This window comes from Butyrivibrio sp. AE2032, assembly GCF_000702965.1.
The window spans coordinates 413,696-429,285 of the sequence record NZ_JNLF01000002.1; the positions used below are offsets into that span (position 1 = coordinate 413,696).

Below are 15,590 nucleotides of genomic sequence, written 5' to 3' on the forward strand. Positions count from 1 at the left end.
ATCAGATTTCCATAAGTTCCTTGTCTTTAGCCTCGCAGACCTTGTCGACCTCTGCGGTGAACTTATCGGTGATCTTCTGGATCTTCTCTTCGAATTCCTTGAGGGAATCGTCGGTGAGTTCCTTCTTCTTGTTGGCTGCACGCATCTTGTCGATGGAGTCACGGCGTACGTTACGGATAACGACCTTTGTCTCGTCGCCGTAGACCTTAACCTGCTTAACGAGATCCTTACGTCTTTCCTCTGTGAGCATAGGGAAAACGAGTCTGATCATCTTACCGTCGTTTGTAGGATTGATGCCGAGATCTGAAGCCTGGATGGCATGCTCGATCTCTCTGAGCATCTTGGGATCCCAAGGTGTGAGCGTGATCATCCTGGCTTCGGGAACCTGGATGTTCGCTACAGCATTAAGAGGAGACGGCGCACCGTAGTAATCAACGGTGATCTTGTCCAGGACATGCGGATTGGCACGGCCTGCACGGATCGTGTTGAGGTTCTCCTGAAGGTTATCGATGCACTTCTGCATTTTTGCTTCGATGTCATCGTAATCTTTCTTTGTGATCTCGATCATTGCCATAATTGTAGCCTCCTCAATATTTTAATTTATTCTTTTACAACGAGTGTTCCGAGGTTTTCGCCCTTTACGATCCTGACGATGTTTTCGGGATCTTCCATAGAGAAAACAAGCATCTTGGTATGGTTATCACGGCAGTGAGCTGCAGCTGTGGCATCCATTACCTTGAGGTCATTCTTAAGGACTTCATCGTAAGTAACCTTCTCGTACTTGACAGCATCAGGGTGCTTCTTAGGATCCTTGTCATATACGCCGTCAACCATTGTAGCCTTAAGCAATACATCAGCACCGATCTCGGTTGCTCTTAAAGCAGCACCTGAATCTGTTGAGAAATAAGGGTTACCTGTTCCGCATGCGAAAATTACGATACGACCCTTTTCCAAGTGTCTTACAGCTCTCTTTCTGATATAAGGCTCTGCCATCTGTCTTACTTCGATCGCAGACAAGACTCTCGTAACTGCACCCATCTGCTCCAAAGCGTCAGAAAGAGCAAGAGAGTTCATAAGAGTTGCAAGCATTCCCATGTGGTCTGCAGTAACTCTGTCCATCTTCTCAGAAGATCTTCCTCTCCAGAAGTTACCGCCGCCAACGACTACGGCAACCTGAACACCGAGATCAGAAACTGCTTTGATGCTTGCTGAGATTTCTTTAAGAACTTCGTCGTTGATACCCATCTTGGCATCTCCTGCCAAAGCCTCACCGGATATCTTCAAAAGAATACGCTTATACTTTGTATCACCCATAAAGGTTTTTTCCTCCGCGAAAATTTCTTTCAATAGATTTTATCAATAATATCTGCATATTAAAAGAATAAATATACAAAGGCTCGGCAGATTAGAGGTTATTAAGAATTCCGGCGGAAAAACTAAAGGGCTGCCTTCAAAGTGATTACTCACTCAAAGACAGCCCTGTTGATACTTACTGAAATATCAGTCAGAACTTATTAGAGTCCGGCCTGCTTTCTAACTTCCTCAGCGAAATCGTCAACCTTCTTCTCGATGCCTTCGCCAAGACCGAATCTTGTGAAACGGACTACGGAAACATTAGCGCCGATAGCCTTGATGGACTGATCGATGTACTGGGAGATCGTGAGATCGTCATCTCTGAAGAACTCCTGATCAACGAGGCAGTTGAGCTTGTAGAAGTTCTTGATCTGTCCGGGAACGATACGCTCCATAACGATCTTCTCAGGCTTGCCCTCTTCGAGAGCCTTGTTCTTGATGATCTCAACTTCCTTGTCGAGTTCTTCCTGGGGAACTTCCTCTTCGGAAACCCAGTTAGGTCTCATGGAAGCAACCTGCATGCCGATGTTCTTTGCGAAATCAGCAAACTCAGGCTTTGTGATTACGGAATCGTCATCTGTTGTAACTTCAACGAAAACGCCTACCTTACCGCCCATGTGGATGTAAGAAGCAACAGCGCCGTTGCCCTCTACCTCATAGATAACAAATCTTCTGATCGATGTATTCTCACCGATATCAGCGATTGTCTCCTTCTGATAGATCTCGATTGTCTTAGAATCATCATTGTAAAGATTCTGAGCCATGAGTTCTTCGATATCAGCAGGCTTCTTTGTGAGGATATGTGTAGCGATTGTCTCAGCGAAAGCCTTGAACTTATCTGTATTAGCAGCAAAGTCTGTCTCGATGTTGATCTCAACTAAAACGCCGGACTTCTTGTCATCAGCGATCTTAGCTACAACAGCACCCTCTGCAGCGATTCTGGCGGACTTCTTCTCAGCCTTAGCCATACCCTTTTCACGGAGCCAAGCCTTAGCCTTCTCGATATCACCGTCGCACTCTGTAAGAGCCTTCTTGCAGTCCATAATGCCGCAATCTGTAAGATCACGAAGTTCTTTAACCTGTTGTGCTGTAATTGCCATATATGTTCTCCTTTACGATTTTTAGTTTAGAAATTTATCAAGACTCGGAAGCGATCTCTTCGATGGACTTCTCGCCTGCATCCTCAGCAGCCTGCTCTTCAGCAACTTCAGCTGTAGCAGCCTGTGCTTCTGCGGAATCAAGATCCATACCCTCAGATGTAGCATCCTCACCCTGGTGAGCTTCGATAACTGCATCAGCCATCTTAGCTGTGATGAGCTTGACTGCACGGATAGCATCGTCGTTACCCGGGATTACATAGTCAACTTCATCAGGATCGCAGTTTGTATCAACGATAGCAATGATCGGGATACCGAGTCTCTTTGCTTCTGCAACTGCATTGTGCTCTTTCTTTGTATCAACGATGAAGAGTGCTGCAGGGAGCTTAACCATGCCGACGATACCGCCGAGGTTCTGATCGAGCTTTGTCATCTCGAGCTTGAGCTTAGCAACTTCCTTCTTTGTTCTGAGATCGAAAGAACCGTCAGCTTCCATCCTTCTGAGTTCTTCAAGTCTTGCTACTCTCTTCTTGATAGTTACGAAGTTTGTGAGAGTACCGCCGAGCCAACGATAGTTAACATAGAACTGTCCGCAACGCTGAGCTTCTTCCTTGATGGAATCCTGAGCCTGCTTCTTTGTACCAACGAAAAGGATATCACCCTTCTCAGCGAGCTCGCGCATAGCGTCATAGGCCTCGTCGACCTTCTTGACTGTCTTCTGCAAATCGATGATGTGGATTGAGTTACGCTCCGTGAAGATGTACTCGGACATCTTAGGGTTCCAACGACGTGTCTGGTGACCGAAGTGTACGCCTGCTTCAAGAAGCTGCTTCATTAAAATAACTGGCATAAAATTTTTCCTCCTGTTTTCTTCCGCATACATCAGGTAATATTCAGCTCAAATTGGCCACAGTCGGAATGTATGCGTGATTTTTATGCTCGAGTATTCTAACAAAAAGGTAAATGCAATGCAATAACATCCTCACTTCGAACAGCATTTTCTTCGAAAATAACTCGTGAGTGCTGTTAGCATTGCATTTTTCGTATCTGAACACTCAAGAAATTAAATAATTTATTTTCTCTTATAATGCCTTACGGTGAATTCAACGCCCTTCTCGCTCATGACGGGTTCTTCTTCCTCTTCGAGCTCCCAAGAGGGATCCTCATCAAGGTTCGGGAACCAGCAGTCAGCCTCAAACTCTGAACGGATGCATGTGATTATCGCCTTATCGCAGAGTTCGATAAGGGAGTTGTAAAGCGAAGCACCGCCAATCAGATACACTTCGTCTGAAGTGAGCGCCAGGAAATCCTCGAGCTCGGATACCGAATGGAGCACCATAGCGCCTTCCTTCTCATAGTCGAAGCTCCTGGACATGATGACATTTACCCTGTTGGGCAGAAGTCTCTGGCCGGGGAATGTCTCAAGGGTCTTTCTGCCGTATACCACGGTATGTCCGGATGTATACTTCCTGAATACGCCTTTCTGGTCTTCAGGCAGAGATATCAGGAGATGTCCCTGATTTCCGATCGCCCAATTCTTATCAACTGCCGAGATAGCTATCATAGTTATCACCCCTCAAATATTTTAGTAAAATATCCTGACTGCGAGATCGGTTCGCCCGCCTCCAGAAGATGTCTTGAATCAGCGAAAGTCTGGACTCTGAAGCTTGCTTCGCCCGGGATCCTTTCTTCCGAACCCATTACCGTGATCGATGTCGGAGCCATCATCATGCCCTGCCAGATCGAAGGAGCGGCAACGCCTATCAGATGACCCATAAGAAGCGCAGTAACGCCGAAGTGACAGAAGAATACGATATTGTCATCATTATGCTCGATCACATCGTAGAAACCTCTGTCGTTTCTCTTATAGCCGTGCTTTTCGAGAAGGGCATCAAAGCCTGCATAGACTTCCTGTGCGTGCTCTTTGATGTTTCCGGACTTCATGATCTCTGTCTCATACCACTGATCCTTATCATGGAAATCGTCACGGTGGTTAAAGTCTCTGGGATAAAAATCCCACGCAATGGTCCACTCGCCTTCCTTCTCGTCCCATATCCTGTAATAGAACTCTTTAAGCCAGTCACAGGTTATGGCTTCTCTTCCCGTCTCTTTAAGCGATACGGAGCATGTATCCTTGGCTCTGCCCAAAGGCGAACAGTAAATCTGCTTGATGTCCCATGTGGCCACGCGCTTTGCCAGGATCTCTGCCTCGCGCCAGCCCTTCTCCGTTAAGGAATCCTTCTCATAATCGGGATCCCCGTGCCTTATAAATATAAGCTTCATTCAGTTTTTTCCGTTCTTATCAGACTGCTACCGGTATACCCTTGATCTTTGGACCAGCCTCATAGCCTTCGAGCCTGATGTTATCTGTCGTGAACTGATAGAAATCAGTTATGCCTTCATCGAGAACGAGCTTGGGCGCGGGATACTTAGGCATCTCTATAAGCTCTTTTACGATATCGACATGTCTGTCATAAATATGTGCGTCAGCGATAACGTGAACAAACTCGCCGACCTCAAGACCTGAGCATCTTGCCATTAGATGAACAAGAACAGCATACTGGCAAACGTTCCACGCGTTTGCGACGAGCATGTCGTTACTCCTCTGATTGAGGATCGCATTGAGTTTGTTGCCTGTGACGTTAAAAGTCATCGAATAAGCGCAGGGATAAAGGTGCATCTCGGAAAGGTCCTGATGAACGTAGATATTTGTCATGATGCGCCTTGAAGACGGATTGTTCTTAAGGTCGTAAAGAACGCGGTCTACCTGGTCGAACTCGCCTTCCTTATACTTATGCTTAACACCCAGCTGATAGCCGTAAGCCTTGCCGATAGAGCCCGTCTCATCAGCCCATGCATCCCAGATGTGGGAATTAAGATCGTTTACGTTATTAGACTTCTTCTGCCATATCCAGAGAAGTTCATCCACTGCAGCCTTGAAATTGATCCAGCGCTGTGTGAACATCGGAAATTCCTCTGCAAGATTATAGCGGTTAACGATAGCAAAAGCCTTATAAGTGTATGCAGGAGCTCCGTCGTCAGCCCAGTGCGGCCTTACCTTATCGTTAATGGTTGAATAGCCTGAATTAAGTATGGTTCTAATGTTCTCATCGAAAATATCATCTGCACGACTCATGGAATCCACCGCCTTTTCTGGAATGGTTCGATTATAGCATATAAAAACCATGCAACAGCCGTGCATGGTTTCAATAAAATCTAAGTTTAAGATTAAGCAGAATAAGGAATTATCTTATCGAATTCCTCTTTTTGGCTTTCCTTCAAAATCCTAATATCTATATCGTTTTGAAGATTCAGGAAATACTTGTCTGATAAACCAAAATACTTAGCCAGCCTCAATGAAGTATCTGGTGTAATCTTTCGTCTGTCATGCAGTATCTCCAAAACTCTGGAAGACGGGACTCCGATATCCTTGGCCAATCTGTATGCAGTAATATCAAGAGGATCCAAGAATTCTTCTTTGAGGATCTGTCCTATTGTCGGTGTCTTTATCTTATTATCCATAGTTATCATGTCTCCTTAATGATAATCAACTATCTCAACTTCATAACAGTTATGATCAATAAATCTAAAACAAATCCTATATTGATCGTTGATGCGAATGCTATATTGTCCTTTTCTGTCCCCTTTTAACTGTTCCAATCGATTAGCAGGAGGAACTCTTAAATCTTCAATAACTTCAGCATTATTCATCATAATAAGTTTTCGCAAGGCAACCCCTTGAATAGAATGAGGCAGCTTTTTTGAAAACTCCTGATTAAATATCTTTTCTGTTTCTTTATCAGCAAAGCTCTTAATCATAAATACAGTGTATCTGCAACGCGTATATACGTCAAGCAGATATTTTGAAACCAATCGATTTTCTATCCCAACATGATGATCAATGTCATTCAGAGAAAAAAATAACCTCCGCACTGAGTACGAAGGTTATCTTTTTGGTAATGGTCGGAGTGACGGGACTTGAACCCACGACCTCTTGCTCCCTAAGCAAGCACTCTAGCCACCTGAGCTACACCCCGATGATCACGCTGGTGTTAAAGAAAAAATTGGTCGGAGTGGCGGGACTTGAACCCACGGCCTCCTGCTCCCGAAGCAGGCACTCTACCACCTGAGCCACACCCCGATGAGGTTTCCTCTAACAAGCCTAATAATATTATTACAACAGATTAAAATATGCAAGTTCAAATTGAAGGTTATTTAAAAATCAGCCGGCATCAGCTTGAAAAGGCTTAATAGATTGGATATCAGTCTTGCATAAACAAATGGTTCCGTATATAGCAGAGTTCAGTTTTGCACACAGATGCCTGGGATCAAATAGAGAATCATCATTACTGTGAGTAAACAGCAAGTCTAGATCCTGAAGCAAACCGGCATCGGCAAAGTTACTGAATTTAATCTTCCCGCTTTTAAGATAATCCGCATAATCACTCATTCCAAAGTGTTCATGGAACTTGCAGTTATCGATTTCTTTGAAATAGGCAACAAAATCAGGATAGATAGGTCTGACCAAACCTTTTATCATTACTTCAGGTTCATACTTGAATGGTATCCCCATTTCTGTATAGAACACCGCTATTTCGCGTTCTGCAGCAGAACGGTAGAATATTCCGTTGAATTTATAGATCTTTGGCTTCGGATACTTGGTATTGGCATCATTCTTCAAGCTGTCAAAATATGTTTTATTCAAAAATACAGGCTTATTCGTATCTACCCAGATAGTCCGGTTAGCTGTTATTGGAACACAATCAGAAGAAGGCTCACCTTTGAAATAGCATGACCATATAGCCCTATATAATTGAAGTTCCTGCTCAACACTTTCACGCTGATGCATCAAAGATAAGTATTTTCTGCCATCGTCAGAATTAGTGCTATATTTGTGAGCACCCACACAGACTCTAAGGATACTGTCATCTTCCTTATTTTTTCTTTGCAGCTTAACCACCGGCAATACAGAAAGCTGTTGCCGGCAATAATTTATCTTCAGAGAAAGGTACTCTCTTGGTACATATGATCCTGACAAATCCATATATGCATTATAAAATGAATCACAGCCGTTTTTCTCGACAAAATCATACAAAATCCGACAAAACCGACAAAGTAAAAACAGTTCATGAATGAGATAAAGACTGGTAGAATTCACTTACATATAAGCAATTCGGAACTTCTGCAAAGTCATCAAAATGCGAAAGAGTTCAGTAGTACGTAAAACAGTACCGTTTCAAGGTAGTTTTGGTACCAGATCACGTACTTTATCGAATATTTACGCAAACCAGTACCGTTTCAAGGTAGTTTTGGTACCAGCTCACGTACTTTATTGAATATTTACGGGCGCAAAACAGTACCGTTTCACGGCACTTTTGGTACCAGATCACGTACTTTATCGAATACGGTGCCAATACAAGCTCATTTTGGTACTGATTTGCATACAAAAAAATAAATGCGCATAAAGGGCATCATGCTTAACCTTATACTGATTCGCTTACCAGCCAAACCTACAATAACATAAAAAACCACACAAATAAAAGAGCTGCCACAACAAGTGACAGCTCTTGAAATCAAGTTTTGATAAAAACTTATGCTTCGTCGCCGGACTCAGCAGCTTCCTCAGCGGGAACGTCTTCTGCAGCTGTATCTTCAGCAACAGGCTCGTCGATCTCGGGATCAATGGGATTAACTTCCTTGATGGAGATGGAGATCCTTCTTGCATCGGGTTCGATCTTGATGACCTTAGCCTGAACAACCTGACCAACCGTGAGTGCATCCTCAGGCTTCTCAAGTCTTCTGGAAGAGATCTGAGATACGTGGCAGAGAGCGTCGAGGTCGGGCTCGAGCTGTACGAAAGCACCGAACTTTGTGAGACGTACGACTGTCCCCTGTACAACGCAGCCAACAGGCATTCTCTCTTCGATTGCATAGTAAGGATCATCCTCGAGCTTCTTGTAGCCCAAAGAGATCTTCTTTGTCTCTTTGTCGAAAGACTTAACGTAAACGTCGATCTCCTGGCCGACCTTGAGAACGTCAGCAGGCTTAGCGTTGCGGCTCCATGAGAGCTCGGAAACGTGAACGAGTCCGTCAACACCGCCGATGTCGATGAAAGCACCGAAATCAACGAGGCTTCTTACAACACCTGTATAGTGCTTGCCTTCCTCGATGTTGTCCCAGATCTCAGCAGACTTCTTGCGGCGCTCTTCGGATACGATGATCCTGTGGCTGCCGGAGATCCTGAGACGGCCCTTCTCTGTGTCGAACTTTGTAACCTGGATCTCAAGAACCTGACCTACATAAGACTCGAGGTCCTTAACGTCGCCGGTCTTGATCTGTGTTCTGTGGATATAGATATCAACGCCCTTGTAAGTACCGATAACGCCGTCCTTAACAGTGCGTGTGATCTTAACTTCGATAGGAGTCTTGTTCTTGTAAGCTTCCTCGATCTCGGCTCTGCCCTTCTCGGACTCTACATCATTCTTAGAAAGGATGATCTCCTTGCCCTGATCGGAATTCTTGATGCTTCTGACCTTAACGGTGACTTCAACGTGCTCGGCAATTGCCTTGTCAAGATCGAACTCAGGATCCGAATCAAACTCCTTACGTGAAATTCTTCCTTCGGACTTGTCGTGTACGTCTACGTATACATAGTCGTCATCTGCAGATGTGATCGTACCCTTTACAACGGCACCTCTTCTTACCTGCGCAATTGAATCGACAGCATTGGCAAACTCTGTGTCAAAGCCCTGATTAGTGATCTTCTCTTCTTCGTTCATTTGTTGAACAACCTCCAAAATAATAGCTTCCGGTGTAGATGCACCCGCCGTGATCCCGACTTTATCCGCAGGAAGTATCTTCCCTTCCGAGATGAGACTTCTCACTTCAGTGCCTGAATTCACGAGGAATGTTCTTGCACAACGACCTTTGCAGATTTCCAAAAGCTTAGTGGTGTTCGAACTGTGAGCAGAACCGATGACTATCATCGAATCTGAAATCTCAGAGAGCGAAGCGGCTTCCTTTTGCCTACTTTCAGTCGTAATACATATTGTATCAAAAACATTGTATTTTTCAATTTTATTTTTAACTATATCGCAGATTTTTTTAAACGCGGCACTTGAGAACGTCGTTTGGGATATCAGGATCGCTCCTGACAAGGGAAAATCCAGCGTCTCAAGATCCTCAGGATCCTTTATTACAGCGCATTTCACGCCCGTGCCTTCCGCTTCGCCAAGAATGCCCGTCACTTCGGGGTGACCCTTGGTGCCTGCTATTATTATATTCATTCCTTTGAGCGCATTCTCCCTTACGATCTTATGGATCTTCGATACGAAGGGACATGTCATGTCGCGGATCTCACAGTTTTTCGACTGCAGGATCCCTATCTCGGAAGGCGTAACTCCGTGTGCCCTGACTATAACCACGGAACCTTCAGGACAGTCGGAAGCAGTCTCACAGATCTCAAATCCGCCTTTTACCAGTTCATCGACGACATATCTGTTGTGGACGATCTCACCGAGCATGACGAGTCTTTTGCCGTCAGCAACATTACCGACCGCTTCCTGCGCGGCCGATACGGCGTTCTTTACGCCGAAGCAGAAACCTGAAGACTTGGCGACTGTTACGTTCATTTATCTTCTTCGTCCAGATGTGACAGAAGGAAAGCTCTTGTTCCTTCGATATCGTATTTGCCTGTATCTATGACGACAGCCTCGGGTACCTGGATGAGAGGCGAAGCGGCTCTCTTGGAATCCTGCTCGTCCCTGTAATTAATATCCCTTAATACTTCTTCGAAAGTCTGGGAATTGTCTCCGGCAGCCTGAAGCTCAGCAAGTCTTCTCTCGGCTCTTACTTCAGGAGCACAGACTACGAAGAATTTGTATTTCGCATCCGGAAGGACGACAGACGCAATGTCTCTGCCGTCGAGGACGAATGTCTGGTTCTTTGCTATCTCCCTCTGAAGGGATACCATGGCAGTCCTTACGAAAGGAAGAGCGGAGATATCGGAAGCGGCGATCGATGTCTGTGGTGTCCTCAGATCACCTGTCACATCCTCACCGTCAAGTATCATGTGCTGGACTCCATCTACGAACTTTACTTCGATCTTCACTTCATCCATCATCTTCTTTACAGCTTCGGCATCCTTGGGATCAACACCCTTTCTGATGGAAGCGACTGCGCATGTGCGGTACATGGCGCCGGTATCAAGGTACATGATGCCCAATTCCTTGGCGATGCCTTTTGCGAGCGTGCTCTTGCCCGATCCTGAAGGTCCGTCGATAGCAATCTGATAGATTCCCATAATTATTTCTCCTTTATAATATATCTCCGTCGTCAGTCTTCCTGTCCCTGCCCTGATCGTATACGCGGTACTGTGACCACAATGTCTCAAGAGATTCCAGAGAGGACTGGATGTGTTCTTTCCTGTGCATGCCCAATGACACGAGCAATGCGTTTATCAAAGACAGCGGTGCCGTGAGCGAATCCACGAATGAAGCCATCGAAGACTTAGCGAAAAGCTTGATGTCGGCATATTCGGTCATGGCAGTGTCGTCCTTGTCGGTAATGGCGATGATCGTGGCGCCCTTTTTCTTTGCATATCCCATCGAGTTGATGGTCCTCGCCGAATACCTCGGGAACGAGATGCCGATCATGACATCGCCTTCCCCGATAGGCATTATCTGCTCGAAAAGCTCATTCGTGCAGGTACTCCTTACGAGCACGACGTCATCGAACAGGAGCGTCATGTAGAAGTGCATGAACTCGGATAAAGGCGCCGACGCCCTGATGCCCATAATATATATCTTACGCGCGCCCAAAATAGACTGGACCGCATTGTCGAATTCCTTTTCGTCTATCGAATTAAGAGAATCCCTTAAGTTCGCGATATCCTGGGTGACGACCGATCTCAGAGCCTCGCTGTCGCTCTCGAACTTCTCGGTAAGCCCCAGTCTCTGTACAGAAGTGAGTTTGGACTTTAAGTCCTCCTGCAGGGCCTTCTGGAATTCGGGATATCCGGCAAAACCAAGTTCCGTCGTGAATCTTACGACTGTTGATTCCGATACGCCGACTTCCTCTCCGAGCTTTGCGGCGGTCATGTATGCGGCTTTGTCATAAGACTCCAGGATGAAGTTTCCTATCGCCTTATGGCCTTTGCTCATCTTCGAGACTTCTCTCTCGATAAGTTCAAGCGTCCCCGTCATCGTTCTCACCTTCCTCGTCATCTTCCTTCTTGGGAGCCATCAGGCTCTCGATCGATATCTGCTTATCCTCGCCGCCTGCAGCTTCCTTGAGCGAATCTTCCATATCTCTAATAGTCTGATAACTCATGAGTTCCAAAGGCGGGAGATCTCTTACCGACTCGATGCCGAATTCGGTGAGGAACTTTCTCGATGTCTTGAAAAGTGACGGCCTTCCGGGCGCATCAAGGTTTCCCGCTTCCTCGATCCAGCCCCTGTCGAGGAGCCTTGAGATGATGGAATCGGATGAAACGCCCCTGACGAGCTCGACCTGAGCTCTCGTACAAGGCTGGTTGTAAGCGATTACGGCCAGAGTCTCATAGGATGCCTGCGAAAGCGGCGGTGACTGCCTCGGTCCGAACATCCTGTCGAGTATCTTCTTCTGCGAAGGTCTCGTCATTATTGCATATGAATCTTCGGTCTTTCTGATCTCGAGTCCGCCCCACGGGTTTCCGGCATAGCGGTCGATCAGCGCCTTGAGCGCCTCGTTTACGGCATTCTTGGAGCAATTAAGAATATCGGCCATCTTATCGACCGAGACCGGATCGCCCGATACGAACAGTATCGACTCTATGGCTGCAGGAAGTTCCTGCGAAGTTATCTTAAAATCATCTTCCATATATCAGACCTTCTTCTCCTCGATCGAGATATCGCCGAAGTTCCTTTCCTGTTCAACATTTATCTTGTTGTCTCTTACGAGTTCCAGGATGGCGAGGAAACTTACGACCTTGTCCATCTTATCGGTCTTCTTGCCGAAAAGACTGCTGAAAAGGATCTTGCCCTTGCCGGTGATGCTGCGCCAGATGGACTTGATCCTCTCTTTTACGGAACGCTTATCCCTCTGAAGGATGTGCGTGATCTTTGCGGATATATCCGTAAAACGCTGTTCGTTGCGTTCGTTTATGAGATCGACAGCATCGTTGAATTCTTCAACTGAGAAAGCCTGTTCAACAGGAGCTATAGTGATACCCAGCTGCTTTGCGGTAGAAGCATAACGGAATCTCGCGCCGTCGAACTTTTCCCTTCTCTCTTTGAGATCCTGCGCGAAAACGCGGCATCTCTTGTATCTCATGAGCGAGATAACGAGTTCTTCCCTCGGATCCACGGAATCGTCACCCGGATTCAAAGCAGCCTGCATGCCGGGAAGCATCATTCTTGACTTGATCGATACGAGCGTCGCGCCCATTACGAGAAAGTCAGATGCGATCTCCATGTCGAATTCCTTCATGGACTCGATATACTGCATGTACTGGGCGGTGATCGTGCTTATCGGGATATCGTAGATGTCGACATCGTTCTTTTCGATAAGATGCAACAGAAGGTCCAGCGGACCTTCGAATTGTCTCAGTTTGATCTCCGGTTTCACCGCCTGCTCACGCATAGATCACAATCCCATGAACTGGAAAAGAAGATAGAACGGCATGCAGATGATATTGATCAGCCAGGCAAAGGGCGTCTCAATGATATTGACCGCATAGCCGAGGATCGAGATATTGGTAAAAGTACCTGCAATAAAAACTATCCAAATGATCATCGGCGAGAAACGCTGGAACTTTCTGTATCCCTCCGTGCTTCTGACCTTATAAGGAAGAAGCTCCTCAAGGACGTGGAATCCGTCGAGAGGCGGGATCGGCAGAAGGTTGAATGCGAGGAGCATCATCGAGAAAGCATAAGTGTAGTTGAATGCCTCAGCGACGGTGTTCAGCGCGATCTGCGCGCCGGTAAACTTCAGAGCCAGGCTGCTGAAAAGGATGAACAGGATGTTCGAGATCAGCGCAAGTATGAAATTGCCCGTAACACCCGCAAGATGGACCATTATGTTCATCGCACGGTGGCTCTTGAACCTGCTTAACCTGTTAGGGTTATACATTACGGGCTTACCCCAGCCGAATCCTGCGACCAGCAAGAGTATGGTGCCGACCGGATCGACGTGGGCTATAGGATTAAGCGTCAGTCTTCCCATGTTTCTCGGTGTCTCGTCTCCGAGCCATACAGCCACAGCGGCATGCATGAACTCGTGGACCGAGAATGAGAGCGTGAGCGCAAACAGAAAGATTATCAGATAATAGATTATCTGCTGCGGGCTTAATCCTTGTCTGAACAGGTCGATTATCATAGATTACCTCAAACTTTTACTATGGAGAATGTGATCTTCTCGCCGTTGACGTTCCACTCCTTGGAATTGTCGCCGGTACCGTTTGAGATCTCTACGGCAAGTACTTCGGAAGCAAGATAATCCTTCTTCTTCTCGATGACAGCCGCGAGCTTGTCATTGCCGTCGTACTTGAGAACGATACGGTCGGTAACGGTAAGACCTTCAGTCTCCTTACGGTGAGTCTGGATCTTGGAGATCATCTCTCTTACGAGACCGTCTTCGATAAGCTCCTCAGTAAGAACTGTGGAGATGGATACCGTCAGACCTCCTGCGCTCTGTGTGGAGAAACCTTCGGGCTGTGTCGTCTCGATGAGGAAATCCTCTTCCGTCATCTCATATTCTTCGCCGTTTACAGTAAGCTTAACGGAACCGTTATTCTTAAGAGCCTCATACGTCTCCTTGCCCGGAAGAGCAGCGATGACATCCTTGGCATCGTTTAAGTTCTTACCGAACTTTCTTCCGCAAGTCCTGAGCTGCGGCTTGAAGCTGTAATCAACGAGAGACGAAGCGTCGCTCAATACTTCCATCTTTCTGATGTTGAGCTCGTCAAGAACGATCGGCTTGTATTCGTCGTCAAGACCGATCTCGGAAACAACGTAGATCTCAGACAGAGGCTGACGGTTCTTGATGGATGCGGACTCACGGCAGCTGTGGCCTAATGTTACGATCTGCTGTACGAGTTCCATCTCTTCTTCGAGCTTGCTGTCTATCAAGCTCTCATCAGCTACCGGGTACTTAGCGAGGTGAACTGAGATGGGAGCTTCCTTATCTACTGAACATACGATGTTCTGATAGATCTCTTCAGTCATGAAAGGAACGAAAGGAGCGCAGAGTCTTGTGAGGTTGTCGAGAACAGTATAGAGAGTCATATATGCATTGACCTTGTCCTGTGTCTCGTCAGCACCCCAGTATCTGTCACGGCAGCGTCTTACGTACCAGTTGGAGAGCTCTTCAGTGAAGTCCTGAATGAGTCTTGCGGACTGGGCGATGTCGTAATTGTCCATCTTCTCGTTAACGACCTTGATGAGCGTATTAAGACGGGAAAGTACCCATCTGTCCATAGCGCCCAAAGTAGCCTTATCGAGAGTGTGCTTTGTAGGATCGAAATTATCGATGTCAGCATACATTACATAGAATGCATATGTATTCCAGAATGTACCGATGAACTTCTTGATGCCGTCGTTAACAGCTTCCTTGGAGAATCTTGAAGGAAGCCAGGGCTGGTTAGCCGTGTAGAAATACCATCTTGCAGCGTCAGCGCCCTGTGAATCGAGAACATCCCAGGGATCTACAACGTTGCCTAAATGCTTACTCATCTTGATACCGTCCTTATCCTGAACGATACCCATTACGATACAGTTCTCGAAAGGAGCTCTTCCGAATAGAACCGTGGAGATGGCAATGAGTGAATAGAACCATCCTCTTGTCTGGTCGATACCCTCAGAAATGAACTGGCAGGGATAGTGTGTATCGAAGAATTCCTTGTTCTCGAAAGGATAGTGATACTGGGCAAAAGGCATTGAACCGGAGTCGAACCAGCAGTCGATAACCTCAGTAACTCTCTTCATCTGGCCGCCGCACTCGGGGCACTTGATGTGAACGTTATCAACATAAGGCTTGTGAAGTTCGATGTCATCCGGACAATCGTCAGACATGGACTTGAGTTCCTCGATGGAACCGATGCAGTGTCTGTGGCCGCACTCGCACTCCCATACCGGAAGAGGTGTACCCCAGTAACGCTCACGG

General features: G+C 46.4%; 17 protein-coding genes and 2 tRNA genes. All 19 read right to left on the bottom strand.

Features of this window, described 5'->3' with window-relative positions; translation table 11 throughout:
- Position 1: 1 nt before the first annotated feature.
- Complete coding sequence (gene frr / locus BO18_RS01710) at positions 2-568, bottom strand: ribosome recycling factor (RefSeq protein ID WP_185752317.1); 567 nt, start codon at positions 566-568, stop codon at positions 2-4.
- A gap of 32 nt (positions 569-600) precedes the next feature.
- Positions 601-1,314, bottom strand: coding sequence for a UMP kinase (gene pyrH / locus BO18_RS01715; protein WP_034442789.1), 714 nt, complete (start codon positions 1,312-1,314; stop codon positions 601-603).
- Positions 1,315-1,514: 200 nt separating this feature from the next.
- On the bottom strand, positions 1,515-2,453 hold the full coding sequence (gene tsf, locus BO18_RS01720; protein ID WP_034442791.1) for a translation elongation factor Ts: 939 nt from the start codon (positions 2,451-2,453) through the stop codon (positions 1,515-1,517).
- A gap of 37 nt (positions 2,454-2,490) precedes the next feature.
- A complete protein-coding gene (gene rpsB / locus BO18_RS01725) occupies positions 2,491-3,300 on the bottom strand; it encodes a 30S ribosomal protein S2 (protein ID WP_034442793.1) in 810 nt (269 codons plus the stop codon).
- Positions 3,301-3,522: 222 nt separating this feature from the next.
- Entirely contained in the window at positions 3,523-4,014 is a 492-nt protein-coding gene (locus BO18_RS01730; RefSeq protein WP_034442795.1) for a dihydrofolate reductase, read from the bottom strand.
- Between the two features lie 5 nt (positions 4,015-4,019).
- Positions 4,020-4,733, bottom strand: coding sequence for a histidine phosphatase family protein (locus tag BO18_RS01735; RefSeq protein WP_034442797.1), 714 nt, complete (start codon positions 4,731-4,733; stop codon positions 4,020-4,022).
- A 19-nt stretch (positions 4,734-4,752) separates the two neighbouring features.
- Positions 4,753-5,586, bottom strand: coding sequence for a thymidylate synthase (gene thyA / locus BO18_RS01740; RefSeq protein WP_028506871.1), 834 nt, complete (start codon positions 5,584-5,586; stop codon positions 4,753-4,755).
- A 92-nt stretch (positions 5,587-5,678) separates the two neighbouring features.
- Positions 5,679-5,972 (bottom strand): HigA family addiction module antitoxin, encoded by a 294-nt coding sequence (locus BO18_RS01745; protein WP_034442804.1) that lies wholly within the window; start codon positions 5,970-5,972, stop codon positions 5,679-5,681.
- Positions 5,973-5,987: 15 nt separating this feature from the next.
- The gene (locus BO18_RS01750; protein ID WP_034442807.1) at positions 5,988-6,269 is read right to left on the bottom strand and encodes a type II toxin-antitoxin system RelE/ParE family toxin; all 282 of its coding nucleotides are present in this window, start codon (positions 6,267-6,269) and stop codon (positions 5,988-5,990) included.
- Between the two features lie 141 nt (positions 6,270-6,410).
- Positions 6,411-6,487, bottom strand: a tRNA-Pro gene (locus BO18_RS01755).
- A gap of 28 nt (positions 6,488-6,515) precedes the next feature.
- A tRNA-Pro gene (locus BO18_RS01760) sits at positions 6,516-6,591 on the bottom strand.
- A gap of 81 nt (positions 6,592-6,672) precedes the next feature.
- A complete protein-coding gene (locus tag BO18_RS01765) occupies positions 6,673-7,494 on the bottom strand; it encodes a hypothetical protein (RefSeq protein WP_034442808.1) in 822 nt (273 codons plus the stop codon).
- A 547-nt stretch (positions 7,495-8,041) separates the two neighbouring features.
- The gene (locus tag BO18_RS01770; RefSeq protein WP_034442811.1) at positions 8,042-10,081 is read right to left on the bottom strand and encodes a bifunctional 4-hydroxy-3-methylbut-2-enyl diphosphate reductase/30S ribosomal protein S1; all 2,040 of its coding nucleotides are present in this window, start codon (positions 10,079-10,081) and stop codon (positions 8,042-8,044) included.
- Positions 10,078-10,752, bottom strand: a complete 675-nt coding sequence (cmk, locus tag BO18_RS01775; protein WP_034442814.1) for a (d)CMP kinase — start codon at positions 10,750-10,752, stop codon at positions 10,078-10,080. The genes BO18_RS01770 and cmk overlap by 4 nt, the downstream gene beginning before the upstream one ends.
- Before the next feature lie 13 nt (positions 10,753-10,765).
- Positions 10,766-11,653 (bottom strand): MurR/RpiR family transcriptional regulator, encoded by an 888-nt coding sequence (locus BO18_RS01780; RefSeq protein ID WP_051688426.1) that lies wholly within the window; start codon positions 11,651-11,653, stop codon positions 10,766-10,768.
- Complete coding sequence (gene scpB / locus BO18_RS01785) at positions 11,637-12,308, bottom strand: SMC-Scp complex subunit ScpB (protein ID WP_051688427.1); 672 nt, start codon at positions 12,306-12,308, stop codon at positions 11,637-11,639. Before scpB ends, BO18_RS01780 begins: the two co-directional genes overlap by 17 nt.
- Positions 12,309-12,311: 3 nt before the next feature.
- Positions 12,312-13,070, bottom strand: coding sequence for a segregation and condensation protein A (locus BO18_RS01790; RefSeq protein ID WP_034442820.1), 759 nt, complete (start codon positions 13,068-13,070; stop codon positions 12,312-12,314).
- Between the two features lie 3 nt (positions 13,071-13,073).
- Complete coding sequence (locus BO18_RS01795; protein ID WP_051688428.1) at positions 13,074-13,805, bottom strand: site-2 protease family protein; 732 nt, start codon at positions 13,803-13,805, stop codon at positions 13,074-13,076.
- An 8-nt stretch (positions 13,806-13,813) separates the two neighbouring features.
- On the bottom strand, positions 13,814-15,590 hold a 1,777-nt coding region (locus BO18_RS01800), incomplete at its 5' end, for a DUF5915 domain-containing protein (protein WP_034442823.1).